This is a genomic window from Paenibacillus sp. J22TS3 (assembly GCF_018403205.1).
GTDB lineage: Bacteria > Bacillota > Bacilli > Paenibacillales > Paenibacillaceae > Fontibacillus > Fontibacillus tuaregi.
In genome coordinates, this window is record NZ_BOSF01000005.1 from 68,359 (window position 1) to 92,343 (window position 23,985).

General features: G+C 48.6%; 18 protein-coding genes. All 18 read right to left on the bottom strand.

Annotated elements, in window-relative coordinates; all coding sequences use genetic code 11:
* Nucleotides 1–46 precede the first annotated feature (46 nt).
* The 18 genes from KJS63_RS16740 to KJS63_RS16825 all read right to left on the bottom strand — a co-directional run bounded on the left by KJS63_RS16740 (nt 47) and on the right by KJS63_RS16825 (nt 23,983).
* Nucleotides 47–1,807, bottom strand: coding sequence for an ABC transporter ATP-binding protein (locus KJS63_RS16740; RefSeq protein WP_213620154.1), 1,761 nt, complete (start codon nt 1,805–1,807; stop codon nt 47–49).
* A gap of 242 nt (nt 1,808–2,049) precedes the next feature.
* On the bottom strand, nt 2,050–2,760 hold the full coding sequence (locus KJS63_RS16745) for a GDSL-type esterase/lipase family protein (protein WP_244862658.1): 711 nt from the start codon (nt 2,758–2,760) through the stop codon (nt 2,050–2,052).
* A gap of 18 nt (nt 2,761–2,778) precedes the next feature.
* A complete protein-coding gene (locus tag KJS63_RS16750; RefSeq protein ID WP_213620155.1) occupies nt 2,779–3,027 on the bottom strand; it encodes an XRE family transcriptional regulator in 249 nt (82 codons plus the stop codon).
* 236 nt (nt 3,028–3,263) lie between these two features.
* On the bottom strand, nt 3,264–4,481 hold the full coding sequence (locus tag KJS63_RS16755; RefSeq protein ID WP_213620156.1) for a VWA domain-containing protein: 1,218 nt from the start codon (nt 4,479–4,481) through the stop codon (nt 3,264–3,266).
* A gap of 2 nt (nt 4,482–4,483) precedes the next feature.
* Complete coding sequence (locus KJS63_RS16760) at nt 4,484–6,838, bottom strand: DUF5682 family protein (RefSeq protein WP_213620157.1); 2,355 nt, start codon at nt 6,836–6,838, stop codon at nt 4,484–4,486.
* Nucleotides 6,835–7,938, bottom strand: coding sequence for an ATP-binding protein (locus KJS63_RS16765; protein WP_213620158.1), 1,104 nt, complete (start codon nt 7,936–7,938; stop codon nt 6,835–6,837). The genes KJS63_RS16760 and KJS63_RS16765 overlap by 4 nt, the downstream gene beginning before the upstream one ends.
* 156 nt (nt 7,939–8,094) lie before the next feature.
* Complete coding sequence (locus KJS63_RS16770; protein WP_213620159.1) at nt 8,095–9,960, bottom strand: HEAT repeat domain-containing protein; 1,866 nt, start codon at nt 9,958–9,960, stop codon at nt 8,095–8,097.
* An 11-nt stretch (nt 9,961–9,971) separates the two neighbouring features.
* Nucleotides 9,972–11,411 carry an SWIM zinc finger family protein gene (locus KJS63_RS16775; protein ID WP_213620160.1) on the bottom strand — a complete coding sequence of 480 codons (1,440 nt, stop codon included), beginning with the start codon at nt 11,409–11,411 and terminating at the stop codon, nt 9,972–9,974.
* Between the two features lie 265 nt (nt 11,412–11,676).
* Complete coding sequence (locus tag KJS63_RS16780) at nt 11,677–13,179, bottom strand: alpha/beta hydrolase family protein (RefSeq protein ID WP_213620161.1); 1,503 nt, start codon at nt 13,177–13,179, stop codon at nt 11,677–11,679.
* Nucleotides 13,180–14,242: 1,063 nt separating this feature from the next.
* Nucleotides 14,243–14,461 carry a helix-turn-helix domain-containing protein gene (locus tag KJS63_RS16785; RefSeq protein WP_213620162.1) on the bottom strand — a complete coding sequence of 73 codons (219 nt, stop codon included), beginning with the start codon at nt 14,459–14,461 and terminating at the stop codon, nt 14,243–14,245.
* A gap of 10 nt (nt 14,462–14,471) precedes the next feature.
* Nucleotides 14,472–14,954, bottom strand: coding sequence for a DUF2975 domain-containing protein (locus KJS63_RS16790; protein WP_213620163.1), 483 nt, complete (start codon nt 14,952–14,954; stop codon nt 14,472–14,474).
* A 382-nt stretch (nt 14,955–15,336) separates the two neighbouring features.
* Nucleotides 15,337–16,329: a YiiG family protein gene (locus tag KJS63_RS16795; RefSeq protein WP_213620164.1), complete on the bottom strand. Its 993-nt coding sequence runs from the start codon at nt 16,327–16,329 to the stop codon at nt 15,337–15,339.
* A gap of 773 nt (nt 16,330–17,102) precedes the next feature.
* Nucleotides 17,103–17,876, bottom strand: coding sequence for an ABC transporter permease (locus KJS63_RS16800; RefSeq protein WP_213620165.1), 774 nt, complete (start codon nt 17,874–17,876; stop codon nt 17,103–17,105).
* Nucleotides 17,877–18,635, bottom strand: a complete 759-nt coding sequence (locus tag KJS63_RS16805) for an ABC transporter ATP-binding protein (protein ID WP_213620166.1) — start codon at nt 18,633–18,635, stop codon at nt 17,877–17,879.
* A 15-nt stretch (nt 18,636–18,650) separates the two neighbouring features.
* Nucleotides 18,651–19,001 carry a DUF1048 domain-containing protein gene (locus tag KJS63_RS16810; RefSeq protein ID WP_213620167.1) on the bottom strand — a complete coding sequence of 117 codons (351 nt, stop codon included), beginning with the start codon at nt 18,999–19,001 and terminating at the stop codon, nt 18,651–18,653.
* Nucleotides 19,002–19,013: 12 nt separating this feature from the next.
* A complete protein-coding gene (locus KJS63_RS16815) occupies nt 19,014–19,361 on the bottom strand; it encodes a DUF1048 domain-containing protein (protein WP_213620168.1) in 348 nt (115 codons plus the stop codon).
* Nucleotides 19,358–19,666: a PadR family transcriptional regulator gene (locus KJS63_RS16820; RefSeq protein WP_280520832.1), complete on the bottom strand. Its 309-nt coding sequence runs from the start codon at nt 19,664–19,666 to the stop codon at nt 19,358–19,360. Before KJS63_RS16820 ends, KJS63_RS16815 begins: the two co-directional genes overlap by 4 nt.
* A 186-nt stretch (nt 19,667–19,852) precedes the next feature.
* Nucleotides 19,853–23,983, bottom strand: coding sequence for a carbohydrate-binding protein (locus KJS63_RS16825; protein ID WP_213620169.1), 4,131 nt, complete (start codon nt 23,981–23,983; stop codon nt 19,853–19,855).
* Between the last annotated feature and the right edge of the window lie 2 nt (nt 23,984–23,985).

Below are 23,985 nucleotides of genomic sequence, written 5' to 3' on the forward strand. Positions count from 1 at the left end.
CTGAAAGTCAGACATATGGTGTTCCATCAGATACTGTGATCAAGAATTATCCCGTCTCCATGATCGCTTGTGGAAACTGCTTGTCATACAGTGCTTTGTACCGTCCGGCCCGGCGCAGCAATTGTTCGTGATTGCCCGCCTCCACGATCTCCCCTTTCTCCAACACCACAATCTGATCCGCGTTGCGAATCGTGGAGAGACGGTGCGCGATGACAAGGCAAGTTCGTCCGGGCAGCAGCCGAGCCAGCGCCGCTTGAATAAGCTGTTCGGACTCGGTGTCGAGCGCCGCCGTCGCCTCGTCCAAAATAATCAGGCGTGGATTACGCAGCAGCGCCCTGGCGATCGAAAGCCGCTGCTTTTGCCCACCCGACAGCTTGACGCCTCTTTCGCCGATTAACGTATCATACCCTTGGGGAAAAGCTTCAATGAACTCCAACGCGTTTGCCGCCCGAGCCGCTGCTTCGATCTCTGCTTCGGACGCATCCGTTTTGCCGTAGGCAATGTTGTCCCGGATCGTACCGTTGAACAGAATCACGTCCTGGGACACTATGCCGACCTGCCGGCGCAGCGAATCCAAGGCCACTTGAGGGAGCGGATGACCGTCGACAAAAATTGTCCCTTTCTGCACATCATACAGACGAAGAATCAGATGCGCAATCGTCGATTTGCCGGAGCCTGATGAGCCGACCAGTGCCGTTACCTGATTCGCACGGAGGTGCAGATGGAAATCCTGCAGCACCGGTGCATTCGCTTCATACTCGAAATACACATCATCGAAAAAGATGTCTCCCTGAACCGTAGGCAGTGCAACCGCATCCGTTGAATTGCGAATGTGCGGCTGTTCCTTCAAAAGCTCGTAAATCCGTTCATACGCGGAGGCCGATTGCTGCACCCGGCTGACGATGCGACTGAACGAGCGAACCGGTCCTTGCAGCAGGCGCAAGTAAGCAAGAAAAGCCACGATGTCTCCGACCGTAAGCTGCGCCCGCATCACCTGCCAAGCGCCGAATAACAGTACAAGTGTCATGCCAACAAAATTCAGCAGCTCGATGATCGGAGCGAACAGCGTGGACAGCCGCGAAGCGGTCACCGTATCGCCCCGGCTCTCTTCGCTCCAACGAATAAATTGCCGCTCTGCCTCGTTCTCGGTGGCGAACGATTTGATCATCTGAATGCCGGACAGCGTATCCTGCAGATGATTGCTCATTTCGGCGGAACTCCGGCGTACGCGCCGGTATGCTGACTTGATGCGACCGCTGAAATAACGCGACGTAAAGAACAGGAAAGGGAATGTTGCAATGACCAGCAGCGCCAGCTCACCATCGACATAGAGCAAGAAGCCGCACACGGCGATGAATGTGACCAAATCGGCCGCGATCGACAACGTATCTGCGGACATCAATTCCTGCAGTTGATTGACGTCACTTGTGAGCCGGTTCATCAGATCGCCGGTGCGATTGCGCTCGAAAAACTGCAAGTCCAAGCTCAAGGTGTGCCGGTAGAGCATATTCCGCAGCCGCATAATCGCCCGCTGGCTCACCAGTGTCATCATAAAGCCGCTGCAGAATCGAAATACCCCCAGCAGCAGCGCGGCGCCGATCATATAACCTCCCATCTTCAGTAAGGCGTCATAACGCCGGTTGGGAATCAGCTCATCGAACACTATTTTCGTAAATTGGGGAATCCAGAATTCTAGTATGGAAATCGCCCCAAGCGCCACTGCCGCGAGCAGGATTAGAGGCCATTGCCCCCTTGTATGAGCCAGCAGCTCCCTGAACATTTCAGAGGATGGTTGTCTCTTGTTCATGTTGCATCACCTGCATTTCTTTTTCATATAGTAAGACTGTCTAACTATTTACTCAAAAAATTATCTTCCCTTATCGACCCTCGCCTTCATCGATTGATGCAGCTTCCTCTCCCCTTTCTCGAATACTTTATGCTCTTCGGCGTCTCAACCGGTCAAATTAGTTAGGTAATCTAATTACTATTGCGAGAACGATTATAGTCTATTCCCTCCACTTTTGCAAGTGGGTGTCCATCCGTCCCGTCCTATCGCTGCGGAAGCAGCGGACGAAGGGCGTCCGCCCAGATTTGATACCCTTGCTCCGTCAAGTGGCAGAAGTCGGAAGTCATTTGCTGGGTCAGCGTACCGTCCTCCTCAAGCAGCTTCAGGCTGATGTCAACAAAGGCGTAATTACGTTCCTTGGCTAATTCCGCATACCTGGCATTGATTTCAGCGATCAATGTGCGGCGGGGATGGTCCGGCTTCTCCTCACGGGGAAGTACAGCCATGATGACAATTGCTGCGTGCGGCACATGGACATGAACGCGGTCGCAGATCTCCCGCAGGCCCTCCGCAATTTCGTCCGAGTCGTTGGCGCGGGCATTCACGGTCTCGCTCGTGTTATTTGTCCCGATCAGAATAACAACAGTTGTGGGGTTTAGACCGGTCAGCTCACCGTGATCGATTCGCCAGAGCACATTCTGTGTTCGATCCCAACCAAAGCCGAGATTGAGCACACGATAAGGAGCAAATACAGATCGCCATGCCTCCTTCGCCCCTTCTATCCCCTTTGTCTGTGGATCGCCTCCCCAGAAATGGGTAATGGAATCACCAATCAAGACAACCTCCGGGTTAATCTTATCTTTCTCCCGCAGCACCTGCTCGTGGCGCTCCCACCAATCGTAGCAATCCTCCTCTAGCTTCGGCACGGGAATAACTGCGGTGTTGGCCTTGGCCGCATCGTTCATATTTGCCATCGAAGAAACCTCCAGTACTCAGTAAGGATATTGACTTTTCCTCATCACTTCATATTCGTTCGGAATTAATTCATACAAATCACGAACATCACAACCTATGAAATCAGCAATCGATATGGCAATTTTGAGTGGCATCACTCTTTTGTTGTCAATATAGTCGTAAACCCGTTCCGGTTTAACAAGCATGTTATTCGCCAGCCATTCCGCTGACTTTCCGGATTCTATCAATCGTTCATTCAGTAAGCAGCGTCCAAGTTCAAATTTCAAGAAGCGACGACCTCCCGCGTAAGATAATATTTAACCTTAAGCGTTGTCCATTGCCGGAATAAGTATACCTTATAAAGGGAGTCTTAACGATAAAGTTCCCCATTCGTCCGCCCAAATCGTTGGGCGGGTTTCCCTCATAGTGATAACGCCATTTCACTAAGGTGGTCATAAAATGCAAAAGCCGCGATTTACGCGGCTGTTCATAAGATAAAGTTATTGTCACCCTACAGAAGTTATTACCCTGACTTCGATCCCACCCGCTTTGCAAGTTCGGCTAAATCTAACCCTTTCAGCGCGCCTTCGACGAGTTCAGGCAGTAATGCAGGTGTACAAGCAAAACAAGGCGTTCCATCCCGAGCGAGTTGTCTCGCAACATGTTCGTCATAAAACGGTTGGCCCTGATCAGACAACGCGAGCAAGCACATCGTCCGTACACCCGCTTCTCGCAGTTCACGCATCCGTCGTATCAATGCAGATTGGTTGCCGCCCTCATATAGATCTGAAATGATGATGAATAAGGTCTTCTTCGGTTCTTCCACAAATTGCTCACAATAGGCAACAGATTTGTTAATATCCGTTCCGCCGCCCAATTGAATGCCGAACAGCATCTCCACAGGATCGTTCGCGCATTGCTCTGTCAAATCTACGACTTCCGTATCGAATACGACGACACGTGTACGCAGCGCAGGAATGCTGGCGAAGATCGAACCGATGACCGAGGCCCATATGACCGAATCCGCCATCGATCCGCTCTGATCAATATCGAGAATCACCGTCCATTCTTGACTACGCTGTGCCCGGTCGAAAAAGTAGAACTTTTCCGGTATAATCTGACGGCTCTCTCGATCATAATGCTTCAAATTCCGCTGAATTGTACGCTTCCAATCGATGCCGCTCACAGAAGGAAGCGGGGAATGCTTCCGGCGATTCAACGCTCCAGTCACCGCGCGCCGGATGTCCTGATCGAGGCGCTTGACTAGTTCTTCCACGACGGAAGCTACCAACATTCTTGCTGTGTCCTTCGTCTTCTCCGGAATTTTCCCTTTCAACGATAACAGCGTGCCCACCAATTGAATATCGGGTTTTACTTGGGCTAGCACTTCCGGCTCGAATAGGAGCTGCTTCCACCCCTTTCTTTCCATCGCATCGTTCTGAATGATCGAGACGACATCTTCGGGGAAACATTGTCTGACATCACCGAGCCATTTGGATAGTCGGGGCGCAGACTTGCCGAGACCTGCATTTCTCCCCGCAGAAGACCCGGTGCTGCTCTGCCCCGTATTTTCCCCACCTGTATCATCATAGATTGCCGCCAAGGCTTCATCCATAATTCTCTCTTCTTCCGTTAACGCAATGCTCCCGCCTGAACAACAGCCCGCAAGCTGCTTCTCGGCAGAAGCGCCTAATATCAATCTCCATCTCGACACTGTCTGTGTATCTGCATAATTGTCCATGGTCAGAATTCCTCAAAATCAAAATCATTTAGCTCGTCAATCATCTTTACTTCGTCCTCCTTCAATTCCCCCGTCAAAATCTCAGCTGCTTGATCGGCATGAACTCCCCACAATTCGCCTAATAACTCGGCAATCATCGTTTTCTCGCGCGGAGCGAACGAGCTAAAAGCACGTCTTAGGAACACGAGCGCACGAGCAAATTCATCATCGCTCAGTGAGACAATGTACGCATTCAACTGCTCCCATAAGCTCTGCCTTGATAGAAGCGCATACCGATTGCGCTGTGACAACCCTTCGAACCAGCCTGCGCCGAGGTCTGCTGGAATGCCGGGAGAGAGTCTTCTAGATACCTCTTCAGCACATTGCTGAGCGGTGATGGCATGACGTTCCATTAAGATGGCGCAAGCAAAACCGGAGAGGCGCGGATTCCGATCATCCCGTTCGGATAAATGCAGCAGCTCTTGAAGCCATAACGCTTCATCCACTTGATCGCTATGCTCCAAGGAAATCCGGTTCAGCTCATTCATCGCCGACATCATGTCGTTTGCCGCCTCGTCATTGCACTGCGCTGCATCTTGGAGGAACAGGCATGCCCTCATAAATAATTGTTCCAGGAGCGGCAGCAACCGTGCGGTATCCATGCGGCGCAAGCCGCCGTAACCGATAATCATGGACAGCTCTTTCGCTGCGGCAGCGATCTGGACCACATCACGGCTATCTGCGGCAAGCCGCTGCAGGGTCTGCCGTGCGGTCTCCATCTGCTCCAGCATACGGCAATCGCATGCTGTACGGATCAGCAAAGATGCGTCCGCGATGGTCGTACAGCTATCCAACTTCTGCTGCAGCACATACGCAGAGGCTACTTCAATCGTCTCCCCAAGAAGCGTCGATTCCACTACCTGAATTTCCACCTCGGGAGACCATTGAATCACCCAATGCTCTGCCCAAGTTGCATGTTCCTGCCCGCTAGGATGAAGCTTCGCAAAAGAGATGCCGAGCCATGCCAAGCGATGCAATAACGTGGACCGATTCAAATCAAGGAAGGCAGAGTCTTCCGATGTAACCCGGCGATTCTCACGCAAATCCAGGGATAAGTCGGTCGCCACGGTTGTCTTGTATTTCTCGAGCTTCAATTGCTTCAACAGGCGATTCAGATCATCTTGAATCGGGGTCTGGCTGACACCTTCGGCCAATGAACCGATGGCAGTTCCGACATCAACGCGTGCGAGCGCTTCTGCGATGACAGAGAGGTCACCGCGTCCCAGCAGCGTCTGAGCAGCATCTCTCAAATCACGAAGGGTTGGCGCGCTCCCCCCATGCATAGCTGCTAGTGCTTCCGCAAGCCGAACCGCTTCGATCACTTCAGCGGTTGATCGATGGTTCCCCGTCTCCCTCATCCACCTTGCGATCGATGATAAGTAATAATGCGGCAGCTCCTCCAGCGTGTTGGTCCGCATGCGCTCCCACATCATTTCATAATAATTCGGCGCATTATTGCCTGCCCCGTATCCGGACATCGAAGATAACTTATAATACGAATAAGGCATAAGTGTCAGCTTCGTCTTCCGGGATGGGAGCTGTGTACACTCTTGATCCGTCATCACATGGGAATCGTGTGCCAGCGCAGCCGCATGGTATGCTCCACAGACGACAACAATGCGGTTCGGTTCATGGCCTGAGGCAATCGTGTCTTGAATTTGTCTCCGCATATAAGCTTCTCGAACGGCGTTATAGGCGTATTCCACGCGTTGATGCTGTCTCTCGTCTTCCTCCGTCAGTTCACGCATCTGTGTGGAGAAGGCGATAATCGACTCCTGATAGGCCCCTTTGCTAGGATTGAGCTCATAATTACGTTCCCAGTACATATCGTAATCATACTCGCCTGCAATCGCAGCGATACGACTGTAAATGGAAGAATCGTTGGGAAAATAGGAATCGGAACTGGTATCGGTATCGCTACGCTCTCCAGTTACCGTATCATCATCCTCCCCAGTCTCTTTAGCTTCTGATCGCAGCTGCTGCATCGCAACCGTAACCGAGGACGGCAGGTCGATAAATGCGGCGTGAGCTCCATTCTCAGCTGCCCATTTCATGGCTTGATACTCCGGGGAGTAGGCAGCGAAAGGCCATAATACCGTTCGAACAGGGATATCCTCTGTAAAAGCGAGAATGGCGACAGGCGGAGTTGTGTTCCGGTTCGTTAGGTGATGGATCTCCGAATTCGCATCCGCGGGTCCTTCAATGAGTACGGCGGTTGGCTGCACTTCCTGCAGCAGCTCCAGTAGGTGCAAGGAGCCGCCGGGTGACAGATGCCGCACACCAAAGATATGTACAGCGGCCGCCGCTACGCTGTTCACTCGTTCATCTCCTTACAGGCTGTGTACAGACCTCGCCATTCTGCGCCGCGCTTCTTCATCACATTATCGAGATACTCTTTCCAGACGAGCTTATCTTTCACGTCATCTTTGACGATGGCTCCTTGCAAACCTGCGGCAAGATCTTCATCTGTAATGTCACCATTGCCAAAGCTCGCTGCTAAAGCCATGGAGTTCGTAAGCAGAGAAATTGCCTCCGCTGTGGAGATTACACCCGCAGGAGATTTCAGCTTCTCCTTCTTATCGAGTGTCATCCCACTGCGCAATTCCCGGAAGATGGTTACGACCTTAATCAGCGCCTCATCCGCAGGGACAGCGGCTTGCAGATCATAGGAGGAAGCAATTTCACGTACTCTTTTCTTCACAATCTCGACTTCCGTATCCATATCGCTTGGTGTTGGCAGGATCAGAATATTGAAGCGACGCTTCAGGGCCGCCGACATCTCATTGACGCCCCGATCCCGCGTGTTCGCCGTAGCGATAATCGAGAACCCTTTCCGTGCACTAACCTCTCGGCTGAGCTCAGGAATCGAAATCGTTTTCTCCGATAGAATTGAGATCAGCGCATCCTGTACCTCAGAAGCACATCGTGAAATTTCCTCGAAACGGGCAATACCGCCGGCTTCCATCGCCCGCATCACAGGGCTCTGCACAAGCGCTTCTGGTGTAGGTCCATTCGCGAGCAGCATGGCATAGTTCCATGAATATCGCACATGCTCTTCACTCGTACCCGCAGTCCCTTGGACAACAAGGCCGGAATTTCCATAGATGGCGGCGGTTAGATTTTCGGATAACCAGGATTTAGCCGTACCTGGCTCTCCAATTAACAGCAGCGCACGATCAGTAACCAGCGTGGCGATGGCCATTTCAATCAGCCTTTTGTTGCCGATGTATTTCGGTGTGATCACCGTTTTACCGGCTTTCCCTCCAGTAATGAACGTAAGTACGGATTGCGGGGACATCTGCCAGCCGGCCGGAATCTTCCCTTTATCTGCTTTCTTCAGCGCAGATATTTCTTCTTGATATAATTGCTCGGCTGGCAGCCGCATCATCTCTTGCCATTGTTCTTGAGTCGCAACCATTTTCCCATCTCCTCATGATCTTCATTCTATATAAATTGAACTAAGTAAGGTTTACACAGTTCGGGTGCTGCGATGCCGAGTGTTCTTACGACCACTGTTGTCTCCGTAATCCTTGAATTAGATATCCAGTAGGCATTTCGGAGACCATGATCGGAATTACACAGAATCCGCCACGACAGCTTCGTGCTTCTTTCTTTCCATCTCGTTCCATACATATTGCAGCTGTTCGCGAGCGGTATACCGATATTTCTGGATCAAATCAGCCAGACGATCTTGATAACTTAAAGGCAGCTGATATAAATTTTCCAGCACAGGGCCTTCGAACGAATAAAGATTGCCGCCCCGCTTTTGTTCAAGCACATTCATGAGCAATTCCAACCGGATCGATGCATCTACTCCCGCTCGTTCAAGGCCAAGAAGCAGAATATCCAAGGATGGATGACGCAGATCTGTCATGTCTCGCATCCGCTCTATTAGGAATGACTGCGATTCCGTATGGTCCGGCCGCGCGAACACACAGACGAGATGAGTGGCCTGGATCTCAATCAGCCAATCTAACCATCGCGAATCCCATAGTTGTGCGACCTGTTCTACAGGCATCATTTTTACTGTGCTCAGGTAAATTGACTCTCCAGGGGAACCCCACAAATTAGGGTAAAGCTGATAGGGATAGGCAATCACTTGCTCTTCCAGTATAGATAGGAATTGCTTCAGTTTTTTCTGGGTTTCCTTATTGGTCTTCATCTTCCATTTGTTACGAATGGAATGCACATAGTGCTCATACAACGCGGATGGCGAGAGCTGCCGGAACGAAGCACGGAAGGCATAAGGCAGGTAGCGCATATTGTGTTGCTCTAAAGCATATAGAGCCTCCAAGGCTTCCAAGGAATTTTCGTGTTCCAAGTAATGTGCAGCGGCATCCACAAGATCCAGTCCAGCAGAAGAAATATATAATGAATATTGTCTTGTTACCTCAAGGTAAAGTTCATATAACGTGTCGCTCCGTTTCCCTTCCAGAGCGGTGAGAACGTGCCTCATTTTTTTCTGTGATGCTTCTGCCTTCTTCTTATCTTCTTTGTTGTACTCAAGTAGATGCTTCAGCTCTTCACCGAGATCACGAACCAGCCATGCCGTTAATTGCTCCGAGCCGCATTTGGCTGCGGCTTCAGCTGCGATTTCGATGTCTTTGCCCGCAAAAGCTTCATAGATCCGTTCAACCGCTGCCTCATCATTCATTACTGCTAAAGATTGATAGGCCGCTTCACGAATCGATTTCTTCTTGTCTCTCGTCCAAGTGAGCAAATCTGACGCAAAGGAAGCATGAGCTGCTAGAAGACGAATCGCCGTCACACGAACTTCCTCCGACCCGGCTTCAGCTGCCTGAAAGATCAGATCCAATACGTCTTCTCCACCGGCCTGCCCGATCACTTGAAGCTTGCGGCTCTCTACCTTGCCTCCCATTGGATCGAAGCTGTCGATCAGATAGGGCACAACCTCAGCCCCATAGGATGGAAGGATCTTCTGCATTGCAAATTCAGCGATCTCCGAATAGGGATCCCCCAGCGCTCGAACGGCCAGCGCCAGCAGACGAAGATCCCGGAACATGCCCTCTTCGAAGGCGTGAACAACCACCTCATACCGATTGCTTCCTGTCGTCGTAAGCGCCTCCTCTACAGCAGCCAGCTTGCGATACGAAAGAAATGTAGATAAGGATACGGGGCGATTCTCTAGCGGCCGCAGCTCGCCCTGCGGTGTTGTTATGCCTTGTGTGCGAAGCACGGAAGTCAGGAGTAGATTCAAATCCTGCAGCTGTTCTGCAGATTGATAGTTTTCTGCATCCTTAGGCTCTATCAGAGCCGCAATCCCTTCCCCTAATCTCTTGAAAATCGGTGCTCGCTCGCCAAGCTGTATGAATTGCGGCAGCATCCGTTTTAGCCGGTAATCCCCGAGTGCCAGATCGCTTCCTGCGATGTAGATTCTGCGAAGCTCTTGATGGAGCTCTTGTAGTAAGTCTGTGCTCATGTTCATTCCTCCTAATACAAGAGACGGAGCATTTCCGTATCTTTCAATATCGTTAAAGGCATTGCTGTTAACCGCCCCGTGTCCATATCGTGCTCGAACCGAACCAGCATGCTTATATCCTCCAATTGCGATGCAGGCAAATGCTTGAACAGTGGAAGGGGCCGATGCCCATTTGATTCGTGATCCCGTAATACGAGATGTTGACCGGATTCATCAGCAATGACCACTTCATCTTGATTGGATTGCTTAACCTCGGCCACATGCAGCAGCACGAGCGGATTGGCGTGACTTAACGGATTCTTCAACTGGGTTTTCACTTTTTTGATGACATCTGTATACGATCGCTCGGCATATTTGGATATATCCTCGATCTCATGCGACTCGAGCGGTCTAACAGCCATCTCTTCCCACCGAACTCTTCGGTTCATATCCCCTGGATATTGGTATAAGGAAGGAATATGCACAGCATCAAAGAAGCTGTCCTCTTCACGCATCAGCTTCGCTGCTTTGTAGGGCCGATATTGAATCGTTCGATGAATCTCACCGCTGTCTCGCTCCAGCCAATACCCTTCGTCAACATACTCTTGTCTTGCCGAATCGTCATAACTTACAAATGCGAGCTGAACCAACTCAACCTGTTCCTTCATCAGCCCGTATTCCTTCAAATCTGTGAGCTGCCATGCATGTCCCAGCCATTCCTCGATCGTTGATTCATGATCAAGCGCGAGTGCCGGATCTTCCAATTTGCTTGTTAAATGGGCGCGTCCCTTCTTAATAAAAGCATGCATTACAGCCAATTGCTCTACGACATCTGTGTAGATTTGCTCACGATCATCTGCTTCCGAGAGCAGTAAGGTAAGCCGCCGCAACTCCGTTTGCGCGCCCGTGAGATAATAATTCCCCATCTGCTTCACATGCTCTTGCATCGTCTTGATGACCTTCTTATCCATCGTTCCCAGACCGTTACGAACCAAGGATCGCAGCAGCCTCTCGAGCACATCCAATCCTTCGAGCTGAGCTTGGACTTTTTTCTTGAGCGCGGTCTTGTTCACCTTTTTAGGCTTGGGTTCCGCCCCTTCACTCGTCTGTTGCGACTTCTTCTCTTCCCGCTTCTCCACTTTTTCCCGTTTGACAATAATGTCTTCCGGTACTGCGGCGGTAGTGAAGGTTTCTCCCCCGGTGTAGGCATATAATAGTCCCAACGCATGCTTACACGGCAACTGCCTGCTTGGGCAAGAACAGCGCAGGATCGGTTTATCAGGTTGGATGAAATCTGCGGAACATTGGTAATACGAGCTTCCGCTTCCTTTGCATTCCGCGAATAACAAGGTCCCATCTTCGGATTGATGCAGCTGCACGAAACTTCGCTTCTTCACCAGACCTAACGCATTTTTTATCGCTGCGGCATTCGAAGCCAGTGAATCCACGTATGATGCTGTAGCTTCAATCAAGATTATCGCTCCTATCTCTGTTACTTCCTTACCACTTTATCAACGTACGTTGGATCTGTTATGAGTATGAATGGTTGAATCCTACTCATCTTCCACTTTATACCGATAAGAGGTCTTTTGGCTATATTCGAAAAGTTTCATATTGTATTCGTTCTTCTTAGATAAAGGAAAACTCCCCTTCGAGCAGCGGTTTATTTATAAACCTGTCTGCTTGAAGGGGAGCATATCAAAATCGGCAGCTTGTTCCGTAATTTATTTCCGTAATTTATAATAGCGGGGTTGCGAACTTCACCTCTGGAAAGCGGCTATCCGGCCCTTTCATTAAGGTTCCGCCTTGATTTTTCAGATGCTTATCGAAGAAATCCAGCATATAGGCATTGATCACGAAGTCCGCTCTTTCGGGTGCAATCTTTCCTGTAACGCCCAGCATTTTGAAAATCGGAGAAATGTACTGTACGTCCGTAAAATTCAAATGCTCCGCAGCTTCGATATAGAGGAATTGTCCCCCTGAAGCAGCCGTTTCGCGCATCCGCTTGAGCTCTAACTTTTTATCTTCCGTTACTTGATCCTCCCACTCTCTTGTTGAGCCCATACGTTTAAGCTCATCATCCGTGTAGACCCGGTTATCCAACACCATTTTTAATTTTTCAAAATAGCTTTCCGAGTTGATGAACAAAAACGGCTTTCGCAGACCTTCTCTGTCACGCATACGATATAGCCCTCCATCAAGGTCTATTCCAACTGCGATTCGCGGATCGTAAGCAGCGTCATAGGCCGTTGCGCCGCCGATGGAATGACCGAACACCCCGACATGACCGAGATCAATCCTCCCTTTTAGATGACTTGGAATCTTCCCCGATTGGATAAGCTCGAATTGATCCAGTGTAAACGCCACATCGTCGGTTAGAACCTTTCCCAACTTGTCGCGACTTTCTCTACTCGTCTTGTAATCATCGCCCGGCGAGAATAAGTCGTTGGTTGTACTAGTCGTGATTCGCCCGTCCGGGAACTCGGTTGCAAATGTATTGTAGGTGTGGTCGATCACGGCCACGATGTATCCGTGACTCGCGAGATTTTCGGCTTGCGATGTGTGGAGGAACCTGGAAGAGCCGTTGCCGGGATTCGCAAGGATTAGCGGGTATGAAATCTGTGCCGAAGAGACTTCGGCCCCCGAAACAGCATGACTGGATACGTACTTCAGGTGTTGAAGAGTAAATCCGGGAAGGCCATAGTTCGCAGCCATATAACTCAAAATCTGGGGATTGGGAACAAAGGGAGCGTACTTGCCGGTGCCAGCTTGAGCCGGATACCATACCTGAACCATCAACTCTCTCTTACTGTCTCTGGCTTCATCGAAAGTTTCTTCCCTATTTGAATCTACAAAATGAAAAGTTTGCGTTCCTACCTTAAATTCGCCAGTCGGTTCAGGTAGTTTAAATACAGGAAAAACATACATGAGACTTGCGGTTGCGATCAGCATTAACGCTATAGCGGTATAGGCTGAGCCCAACATGAAGCGTGGGATTTTTTTGGGGCCGGTCTTTGTGAAATAGCTATAACCTGAAATGGCTAGAAAAATGAGCGTTAGGCAATATGGGAATAATAGCTGGAGTCTGTATCCTTCCACCGTCCAATGAATGACCAGTAAAAGTGTGGCGATTCCGCTTGCAGCGAAGACTGGAATTCTACGCCGTCCTTTTTTTAATAGGACGGTTATTGCAAACAAGCCGATGTTTGACAAAACAAGCAACAGTTCAAACAGCCTCATCTCGGTTCTCCTTTTATAAACATTTTATTTTTGTTTGTTCCCATCGTATCCTGCCAGGCTGACCTCAGCTATTGATTTGCCTTACATCTACCTTACACCTGTGTAATTTGATCTTGCGGGATATTTCAGCTTGAGAGAGTCCGCTTAAGGTATATATGTAGGTAACTTTGTGTCATTAGACATATGTTCTTGTCCTATCTTTTCCCGTCGGAGGACAGGGATTTGTGCCGGTGGTCCTCGGTCCTCTTTCTTACTTATTTGCTTTAGCTATTTTTTACATCAAATCAAAATTAAAAACCCGTCGATCATGTATCCATCAGATCAACGGGTTTTTAATTTAGTAATCGATAACGAGTCCTTCGATAAACCGGTCATGATCAGCTTGCACTAGCATGCTGAAATCTCCTTGGTCCAGTATGACCTTTATTTCATTCTCTTATACTCGATCTTGGACATCTACAAAGTTAACTTGTTCATCAGTTACTGCATAGACGATTCTATTTTGTCTGGCTCTTATAATCCCCTTCTTGATGAATTGCTCAGCGATAGAACGAGTAGTAATACTGAATACTTGATATATCGGGCTTAATTGCTTCCTATTTTTGTCGTAACTAGCTCCATTTTGTAGTCGGTCATTTCTTTGCTTCTATTTTTGTACAGCTCTTTGACTTTATTCAAAAGATTAATCAGCCCCGATCACTAGAATTCCATTGGCCGATTGGGATGGGCCTTCTACAAAACGTTTTACTCGAAATCCAATACCTGCAAAAATAACGATAACCAATACGAAACCTATCAACTTCTTCACTTTGACTGCTCCTTTGTAAAAATCACTTGATGTTTGGATTATAAATAATTACTCTTTATAAGTTAATGACCCTTATCTAACTCTTTGACCTTTTCTCTTACATTTTCGTAAGAATAATAGCTACAGATGACAATATAATTTTTTGCCCGATCATGTCCGTTACTTCAATGAAAACAGGGAGCAGCTACCACAGTAATCTGCTCCCTGGAAATTCAACATACGTATTCCGTTAATTAAATAATTTGTTGACCGTTTTTATTTAATGTCATTGTCACTTTTGTACTCCAAAATATCACCCGGCTGACAATTCAAAGATTTACATATCGCTTCTAATGTCGAGAAACGAACCGCTTTTGCTTTCCCATTTTTCAGAACGGAAAGATTCGCCATAGTAATTCCAACCTTCTCGGAAAGCTCCGTTACGCTCATTTTTCGTTTTGCTAACATCACATCAATATTAATAATAATTGCCATATCCTCCACCTCAGACCGTCAAATCATTTTCAGATTTTATATTAATCGCTTCTTGTAGAAGCCGTTGAAGGATAGCGGTAAAACCGGCGACCACCATGGAGGTGAAAATAATGACCAATCCGATTGCTGTAATACCTGGAGGGTCAACTCTCATCTGCATGAGATGGTAGAACGGCATACCTAGCAGGTACAAGGTACTGATTGTGGTGGCACAGTATTTTATATTCTTTAAAGCTTTTACCGATAATTCCGAGAACGCTTGGTTCTTATCAATATAGCTTAAAAGTTTAAAAGCCTGATACAGAGCTAAGTAAAAAGGGATTGCTGCCGCGTACATATCTATTAGAACAAGAGATTTCATATAAGCAATATCTGGATACAATTCTCCAGCAAAACTCCCAATCTTAGGCACTAAAAATATGCACAAAGCTAGAATTGGGATTCCAATAAGAATAACAGCCATCTTCAAAAAGAATGTTGTTCCCCGTTTCATAAAGAGCACCTCACGAATTTAGTTGTAAATTGACTTTAACACGTTATTTATCGTTTCACAATAAATTATTATTGTTTTAGTTATGTTATTATTGTTATTTTATACACTTTAATTTTGGCAAAAATAAAAGCATTTCTCATTACAAAGAAATACTTTTACTTTAAAACATAAAATTTATACCTTTTTCAACAAAACTTTCCGTTATCTACCTACCCCCAAAATTAGGGAACTAACTGTTAGACTTTTGAATTCGCATATGGTAGGCCCGCGTTGAGGAGCGGTGCGCCCAAGACGCAACAAGCCTTATCCGCGTTCCATTCGCGGCTAAGGCTTGTTGGTTAATGGGACTCCATATTTTGAAAGACTCAATCGTTAGATACGCTTAATTCATTTGATTATAGCTTTCGACTGCCTTGCTTAGCTGATAATAGAAATTCTCAGGTGTACCGTCCGTAGTGTTCAGGAACTGGCCGTTCAGGTCAGAATCAGATACAGGTTGCTTCTTATTGATGCGTTCAATGATTTTCGAAGCGGCCGCTTTTGCCTCAGTAGCTGAACGAACATAGCTCTCGATGCTGAAGCTGTTAATCCCTTCTGTTTGAATTCGTTTCTTGTCTTTGGCGATGGTCATGAGCGAATTCAAATCTTCCGTCATAATGTCGTATTTGGCTTTAAATTTCTTCATCTCAAGCTGCAGCACATTGCCGGCGGTGATTCCCTGCTCGTTCATTTCAATAACCGCAGCCTCAGCGTCTATCATGAACTTCAGGGCATTATACCTGATCTGCTGGTCTGAATCCTTGAGTTTTTGCAGTTGAGCCTGACGCTGTTCGTTATCCAATTTTTGTAAAGCGGTGAAGTATTGTTTGGCGACAGTCTCGTAAGCGATATTGGCACTCACTAGCTTGGTATGCAGCTGTTTTCCTTTTGTGAAATTATCGTCCACATAGCCTCTACTATCATAGTAAGCTTTCATATCGTCCAGGACGGATAACAGCTCTTTGATGACCGGTGTTAGTTTGGTTACCACAGGATCTACGTTCGAAAAAGCAGGTTGGTTTGAGATATAGCCGTTCGCCTTATCGATAACTTCCCGCTCCGTTTCAGCAACGCCGAGCATGATGAAGCTGAGGTTCTTCTCGATTGCAGGCTGCTCAGCAACTCCGAACTTCTTGAAATAATGAACCAAGACCTCGTTGATTCGGCCCGTCATCAAGTTATTGAGCCCCACATACGCATTGTATTTCTCGATTTTTTTGCTCTCGCCGGACGTAAGGCCTATAGTCGCTTGGTCTGCGATGGATGAATTGGCAGAACAAGCGGACAACACGGCACTTAATACGATAATTGCCATAAAGAATGATAACTTTCTCACAAAGTGATTCCTCCGACTAAGTATTGTTTATCGTGCTTTTCTTTAGTAATGTTGATTGTAAAACATATTATTGAATTTTAGAATGATTTGGTGAATAGGTCTTGAGTCTTTAGTAGCAAAATTTCCCACGATGTAAAGAACGTCCTTCATGGGACGATTCTCTTGACCTTCGACAAAAATGGATTTTTCCCATCAGTATTGGTTAATGATACAGGTATTTTTACCAGTACCGTCTTAATTTAGCTTAGTGAATCAACATACTTCTTAAGAATGAATCTTTAAGTCACTGTACATCTTCAGTATGTTTAAAGTTCTTATCTTCTGTGTTTTTCATTGGCGCTATCCCATCCTGCCATATTTCATTACTCCTTTCAAAATCTGATTAGTTCTCAAATTTTGCTCCAAATCTCTCCGTACCCATGGAAGGCTCTCTTCGTCTGGGATTATTTTACTATTATTTCCACCTCAAATAAATCAATAGTTAAACGTTTAATTGGTTTCGAGTGACTGAAAAGCAAAAAAACGAAAGGAATGACTAATCCTTTCGTTCTCAAATCTTCGTTGGAAGCAAATTCACGATTTGTCCTAATTTGTTCGGTTTATTGCGATTGTATATTGTTCATTAACCCCAAAATTTTACAGGTGGTTTCCTCATTATGGAGCGAAAACATGCTTTTTCTTTGAACTATTGTTGCCCCCCAATCATCGTCCATTGTACTTCATACTTCTCATTGAGGAGGACAAAATCCGCATCACAGCCGATTTCAATCTTACTATTTCACGCCCGTTTTTTTATACGCTCTCATGGCAAAGAAATATGCAACGAGCGTAATCCCAACAAGCCACGCCAGGGCGGTCCATATATCATTGCCCACAGGCTGACCTGACAGCAGTGCACGGATGGATTCCACGATGGAAGTCACCGGCTGGTTCTCGGCGAAGACGCGAACGACGGTCGGCATCGAATCGGTTGGCACAAAGGCCGAGCTGATAAACGGCAGGAAGATCAGCGGATAGGAGAATGCGCTTGCACCTTCCACCGATTTCCCAGACAATCCGGCAATCGCCGCAACCCAAGTCAAAGCCAGCGTAAACAGCAGGAGTATGCCGATTACGGCAAGCCATGGCAGGACCCCTGCCGATGAGCGAAAGCCCATCAAGAGCGCTACGAGAATGATGACGGCAAGAGAAATGACGTTGGATACGAGCGAGGTCAGCACATGTCCCCACAGCACGGAGGAACGCGCAATCGGCATGGAGTGGAACCGTTCAAGGATGCCCCGCTGCTTATCCATAAACAGACGGTATGCTGTATAGGATATACCGCTTGCTATGGCTATCAGCAGGATGCCGGGCAGCAGGTAGTTCACATAGTTATCCGTACCTGTACGGATTGCGCCGCCAAACACATAGACAAACAGCAGCATCATCGCAATGGGAGTAATGCAGACCGTAATGATGGTGTCCATACTGCGAAAAATATGGCGCATGGAGCGCCCAAGCATAACGCCCATATCGCTAAAAAAGTGATTCTTTACTGTCTCCATTTATATGGCCTCCTTCTTTCCAACAATTGCGAGGAATATTTCTTCTAACGACGGTTGTTTCTCCACATACTCCACCTTCGCCTGCGGGAACAACTTTTTCAGCTCCGAGAGCGTGCCATTCGCAATAATCCTGCCTTCGTGGAGAATGGCGATTCGGTCGGCAAGCTGCTCTGCCTCATCCAGATACTGAGTGGTTAGAAATATCGTCGTGCCGCCGTCCGCCAGTTCCTTGACGATCTTCCATACCTCGATGCGGGCCTCGGGGTCAAGCCCGGTCGTCGGCTCATCGAGGAAAATGATCTGCGGCTTCCCTACAAGGCTTAAGGCGATGTCTAGCCTGCGGCGCATGCCACCCGAATAAGTAGATGCCTTTCGGTCCGCTGCATCTGTCAGGCCGAAGCGATTAAGCATGTGATCCGCAACCTGACGCGGATTGTTAAGGTGCCGCAGCTTGGCGATCATGATAAGATTCTCCCGCCCGGTCAATATTTCGTCCACGGCAGCAAATTGCCCGGTCAGACTGATCGAGTGCCGAACATTATCGGGGTTGGATGCGACGTCAAATCCGTTGATGGTGGCGGTGCCTCCGTCCTGCTTAAGCAGCGTGGTAAGGATTCTGACCATCGTTGTCTTGCCCGCGCCGTTGGAGCCAAGCAGGGCAAAAATCTGACCGCGCTTCACTTCCAAATCAACGCCCTTGAGGACTTCTGTGTCCTTGTAAGATTTTCGCAGACCTTTCACTTCAATTACTTTTTCCATCCGACATTCCCCCTTTTATTTTGTTTTATCCGTAACCTTTTTCATGGCCTTGCTTACTTGTTGGTTAACCGATTCTTGATAGATGTCCGTGTAGGTCTTGGAATCTTTGATTAGATCGTCGCAAAAAGCCGCTACGTCAGTGCCCGTCACTTCGAGCACGCCTTTTCCCGAGGCTGCACCCTCTTCAAACAGATCGACAATCCCCGCCAGCAGACCGGTTCCTTCGGTTAGCTCAACTGGGCCGACCTTAAAGAGATATTTTTGAATTTCTTTATAAACAATCTGATATTCCTGCGGCAGCGCTTTGACACGCGCCACATGCGCCCGCCACTCTTTTTTGCCCTCGATCAAGTCGCGAATGTTCATTATGATTTCCTCCTATTTGCCTAATTTTTTTGCAACATTATTGTTGAGTTGTTCGCGCCACTTGTCGCGATAAGACTTTGCCCCTTCTTCGCCGGCCAGTGCAGAACAGAAGCCTTTGATATCGTCGCCCAACACCTCTTGGACTTGCTGCCCGTCTGCTGCTGCTACTTCAAGCAGGCCTAACACACCGTCGAGAATTGGCATGAGGTTGCGACCTGAGAAATTGGTGTACGACCAAAGATGTTCATTAATTTTTTTCCATGCCGCTTGATAATCGGCCGGCAGTTTTTTGACCCGCGCTTCAAAAGCTTTCATTTCTCTGGTCATGTCGTTGCCGGTGATTTTGTCCCAAAAATTCATTGTATCTTCTCCTTTAACTCGTTAATTTTTGAGGATACGAACTCCCACTTTTCCCAGAACTTCCGCAGTTCCTCGCGCCCTGCATCATTGATCGCGAAAAACTTTCGCGGGGGTCCCATGTCGGAGGGCTTCTTGGTGGTCTCCACTAACTTGTTTTTTTCAAGTCGGACCAAGATGGTGTATACCGTTCCTTCCACAACATCTGTGAAGCCGAGGGCGTTTAGCCGCCGTGTAATTTCGTAGCCGTAGGTTTCTTTGCGGCTTATAATTTCAAGGACACAACCCTCAAGCACGCCTTTAAGCATTTCCGTCAGATTTTCCAGCACAATCACTCCTTGTTATTCTGTAATACTGGTATGAAGTATCACTTACTACTGCTATAAAGTAACACGTAGTAGTGGCGTTGTCAATAGTGATGACATAATTTGGGCTACATTAAAATAAAAAAAGCCTAAAGCCTGAATAAATCAGGCTTCTTAGGCTCAGAAACTTTAAGAAACGCTCCACACCTCAATGAGTGCGTTAATACTGCGATTGAGCATTGTTCTTGCTTGATCGGTAACCTCTTGCTGATCTTTCTCTTTATTCAGCTGTTTCAGCAAATTCTCCAAATGCTTGATCCCCTGCTTCCAGTCCGGTTTGTTCCTGCTGACCGCATCGGCTGCATGCTCGAGCTCTTTATCCAGCTGCTTCCAAATCTTCTTGTCTAACTGACCGGCTGAGCCAAACCATTCCAGCAGCTTTCCGATGGCAGGAGTGTTAATGGGGGCAGGGAGAATCGTGAAATTGTCGTAGCTCGTTTCATTCATGAACGTCCGCATACCGACCTTGCCGTGTGTGAATGGACTGCTGCTGCGGTCGGTGTAGTCGATAACCGGCTTGCTCATATTATCGACAAACACTTGGATGCGGGCACCTTGCGCAACGACTTTAACATGCTTCCATTCCCCTGTCTTTACCGTGAGTGGCGCCCCTTTCAAATAGGTCCAACTGTAATTCAGCTTGCCGAGGTGAACGCCCTCTTTGTTCAGGTACGCAACATATCCCTGTACGAAATCCGCATTATTCTGATTCAGCTCCTTGCCGTGAGCCGGGTTGCTCGCCCGGAACAGGATACCTCCGTCGCCTGTATTGCTAATGAGCTTGATATCAGACTCTACGCTGTAATTCGACCAATCGGCATCTCCAATCAACGTTTTCCCGAAGCCGCCCACCGCTGCCTGATATTCACCGGTATGAGCAGCCTTTGGTACGGCAGGATTTGGATGGATGCGTATCCCTTGGAAATCAAATTCACCTTTCACGGTTTCGACCTTCAAAGTATGTTCGCCCGCCGGGAGATAGACGCCTTGCTTCGTTGTTGTCGCCCAATCTTCCCAGGTCACAGATTTCGGAATGTTGACTTTCCCGGTTAGATCAGTTGTATCGTCCAGCCACAGCCGAACCTTAGCACCGTCCATCGATGTAGCGGTCACAAAGTCGATGTTATATACACCGGCTTTGGCAATATCTACGTTGTAGGCCAGCCATTCCCCGGTAGCGTTCCACCCCACATTATAACTGCCGCCCGCATTTCGGCGGATATCGACCGCATCATTCCGGTATTCCGTACCGATGTTATCAGGTGTCAGATCATGGTAGCCTAAACCTTCGCCGCCTGCTCTATAATCAACAGCCTGAATAAATCCGGGCAGCACGTGCGGCTTATCGAACTGGGTGAACGACAGTCTCGTCATGTCGAACTCGCCTTTGACAATTTCGACCTTCAGTTCATGATCACCGGCCGGCAGCCTGATACCGGATTTCGTCACCGACTTCCACTTATTCCAGTCGCCGGAAGCAGGAACGTCCAATATGCCTGTCAGATCCGTCGCGTCATCCAGCCACAGCCGGACTTGTGCATCCTTGAACGTCGTAGCTGCCCACAAGTCAAGATCGTACAGTCCTTCTTGCGCAACGTTGATATTGTACTTCAGCCATTCGCCTGTTTGATTCCAGCCTACGATCTGATCACCCGATGCAGCGGATCGAATATCGACGCTTTCGGTGCGGTATTTGCCTCCAATGTTCGCAGGCGTCAAATCATGGTAGCCTACACCTTCGCCGCCGGGCTTGTAATGCTCGGATTCGATGACGCCGGGTACTGGTATTGGCTGATCTGTCCTCTTCATGGCTATACCTGCAAAATCAAACTCTCCGCGTACCGTTTCGGCTTTCAACGTATGTTTACCGGCCGGCAGGGTAACACCGGATTTGCGCACCACATTCCAAACGTTCCAGTCGCCGGTCTTTGGAATGTCTACGATACCGGTTAGGTCTGTCGTATCGTCCAACCACAGCCGGATCTGACCTCCATCCATCGTAGTAGCCACTTTAAATTCTGCGTTATAGGTTCCGGCTTTTGTTACGTCAATGTTAAACTTTAGCCATTCACCTGTCTGGTTCCAACCTACGTTGTAACCCCCGCTGACCGGATTGGAGCGAATGTCGACCGAGTCTCCTCTGTACTCGCCACCAATGTTTTGAAGTGTATTATCGTGATAACCGACACCCTCGCCGCCGGAAATATAGTGAACCGTACCGATCTCACCAGGTATCGGATGATAAGCATCGTAAGCCTGCTCCTCCTCGGCCATGTCGCTCTTCACGCTCCAGAAACCTTCAAACCGCTGCCAGCCGTCATCCTGGCCGTCATCGAAGTTATCATAGAGAACTGGAACGTCCACGTGCCGATGAAACGTCAGCTTATCCAGCGAGGTCTTGCCCGATACGGCAGTGACCTTCAAGGTATGCACACCTGCCGGGAGAGCTATCCCACTCAGCTGTGTGGTTTGCCATCCTGTATCAGCAGCGTCAGTGTCTCCTGCCAGCTCAAACTCGCCCAGCGGCTGTCCACCATCCAATGTGAGCTGTACCTTGCTGCCCAGGCCTGCATCCGTATAAGAAAGGTCGATATCGTATTTGCCTGTTTCCGCGATGTTCAGCCGGTATTTGAGCCATTCGCCTTTTTCGAAATCGGTAATATGTGAAGTGCTGTCACCAGCTCTGGCTGTATCCATGCCATCTCCGCGGTAATCGCCGACTTTACCCGGTGTCAGGTCATGATACCCGACCCCTTCGCCGCCTGACAGATAATGAACAGCCTCGACTTGACCCGGAACCGGCTTCACGGCGTCAAAATCGCTGCTCCCGTTCACGTCGTTGCTGAAAGCGACATAACCGAAATTCGCCTTCGCGTTCTCCGTGATGTAACCGATACTGCCGCCGCCAAGCATGATGCTGCGCGTCTGCTTCAGCATGCCGTCGACATAGATTTTGAATGTATTTCCTGCTTTCTCAACCCGGATATTGTGCAGCTTCGTATAATCGTATCCTTCCGGCAGCGTACTCGTCACCCATCCCAGATCGGTGCCATTCACCCGGAACTGTGTCTGCAGCGAATTGCTCGACGTATTTAATAGCGCTGTGCCGAAATTGTTATCATCTTTGTAGGAGAATACGGCCCCGAGCCGCGGGCTGCCGGTATTGCTGGACTCAGCAAGCTGCAGGTTGAATTCTGCTGTATAGTTACTTTCGGTCTCAGCCGTGGTCAGCAGTCTGCTTGTGCCGAGGGCTTGCTGCCTCAGAAGTCCGGAATTAATGCTCCAGCCGACACCGTCCGCACTCTTCCACGCCGGGCTGAGTTCCGCACCCTTGAACCGATCCTCGAAATCCGGCATCTCCGGATCCGGTTGTATGGTTGCCGTTGGTCCGAGTAGCGACATTTTATCCCCGTTGAACACGATCCGGTCCATTCCTAAATGGCGAAGAGGTCCGACAATACCCTTACCTTCAAGATTGTGGTAGATCATATAGCGGGCATCCAAGTTCGGGCCAACGACGACTGTATTATGGCCGAGACCGACAGTCGGACCTTCCGTACTGATTAGAATCGGGTTATCCGAATCACGCACGAACCCCGTGAGCGGGTTGGAGCTGACTGCGTAGTCGACCCGATAGCCTTTGCTGAATACATGGTTGCCGGTATACGTCATATAGTATTTACCGTTGCGCTTGAACAACGTAGAACCTTCCGTCCAACCGTTCATGCTCGCACCTGTTTTCACGCTGCTGCCGATCGTGGTCGGCGTTGGCATCGCAGCCGCAAGAATTCCCTCCTCGTTCGCATGGTAGAAATACCACTTGCCATCATCGTCAATAAAGACGTTGCCGTCGATCGAATGGCCCAAATTGCCCGTTTGCACGGTGAATGGACCGGTCGGGCTCTCGCTGCGCAGCACGTAATGACCATTTCCGGCAGGAGACGTATACATGTAGAAGTATCCGTTCCAATAAACGACTTCAGGAGCGTAAGCTCCCTTCGTAACCGGATCGGTTGCGGCCAATCCCCCATAGCTCCAGTGTACAAGGTCTGGAGAGCTCCATACTTTGACTCCGATATCGGTATCTCTAGTACTGACATATAAATAATATGTACCGTTAAACTTCAGTATATAAGGGTCGCCAAGACCATATTGTCCCCATTCGTCCGGCAGCGATTCCGGGTTCTTATAGGCGAATGCCGCCTGAGGGGCAATCAAGAGCAGCACACACAGCATGACCGAAATACTTCGTTTTAACATCA

What these genes read in the sequence shown, in the direction of transcription:
- KJS63_RS16800 (WP_213620165.1), bottom strand. Translation starts at nt 17,876, where the DNA reads ATGGAGACAGTAAAGAATCACTTTTTTAGCGATATGGGCGTTATGCTT.
- KJS63_RS16765 (WP_213620158.1), bottom strand. Translation starts at nt 7,938, where the DNA reads ATGGTTGCGACTCAAGAACAATGGCAAGAGATGATGCGGCTGCCAGCC.
- KJS63_RS16825 (WP_213620169.1), bottom strand. Translation starts at nt 23,983, where the DNA reads ATGTTAAAACGAAGTATTTCGGTCATGCTGTGTGTGCTGCTCTTGATT.
- KJS63_RS16820 (WP_280520832.1), bottom strand. Translation starts at nt 19,666, where the DNA reads ATGCTTAAAGGCGTGCTTGAGGGTTGTGTCCTTGAAATTATAAGCCGC.
- KJS63_RS16740 (WP_213620154.1), bottom strand. Translation starts at nt 1,807, where the DNA reads ATGAACAAGAGACAACCATCCTCTGAAATGTTCAGGGAGCTGCTGGCT.
- KJS63_RS16810 (WP_213620167.1), bottom strand. Translation starts at nt 19,001, where the DNA reads ATGAACATTCGCGACTTGATCGAGGGCAAAAAAGAGTGGCGGGCGCAT.
- KJS63_RS16770 (WP_213620159.1), bottom strand. Translation starts at nt 9,960, where the DNA reads ATGAGCACAGACTTACTACAAGAGCTCCATCAAGAGCTTCGCAGAATC.
- KJS63_RS16815 (WP_213620168.1), bottom strand. Translation starts at nt 19,361, where the DNA reads ATGAATTTTTGGGACAAAATCACCGGCAACGACATGACCAGAGAAATG.
- KJS63_RS16745 (WP_244862658.1), bottom strand. Translation starts at nt 2,760, where the DNA reads ATGGCAAATATGAACGATGCGGCCAAGGCCAACACCGCAGTTATTCCC.
- KJS63_RS16755 (WP_213620156.1), bottom strand. Translation starts at nt 4,481, where the DNA reads ATGGACAATTATGCAGATACACAGACAGTGTCGAGATGGAGATTGATA.
- KJS63_RS16790 (WP_213620163.1), bottom strand. Translation starts at nt 14,954, where the DNA reads ATGAAACGGGGAACAACATTCTTTTTGAAGATGGCTGTTATTCTTATT.
- KJS63_RS16785 (WP_213620162.1), bottom strand. Translation starts at nt 14,461, where the DNA reads ATGGCAATTATTATTAATATTGATGTGATGTTAGCAAAACGAAAAATG.
- KJS63_RS16805 (WP_213620166.1), bottom strand. Translation starts at nt 18,635, where the DNA reads ATGGAAAAAGTAATTGAAGTGAAAGGTCTGCGAAAATCTTACAAGGAC.
- KJS63_RS16780 (WP_213620161.1), bottom strand. Translation starts at nt 13,179, where the DNA reads ATGAGGCTGTTTGAACTGTTGCTTGTTTTGTCAAACATCGGCTTGTTT.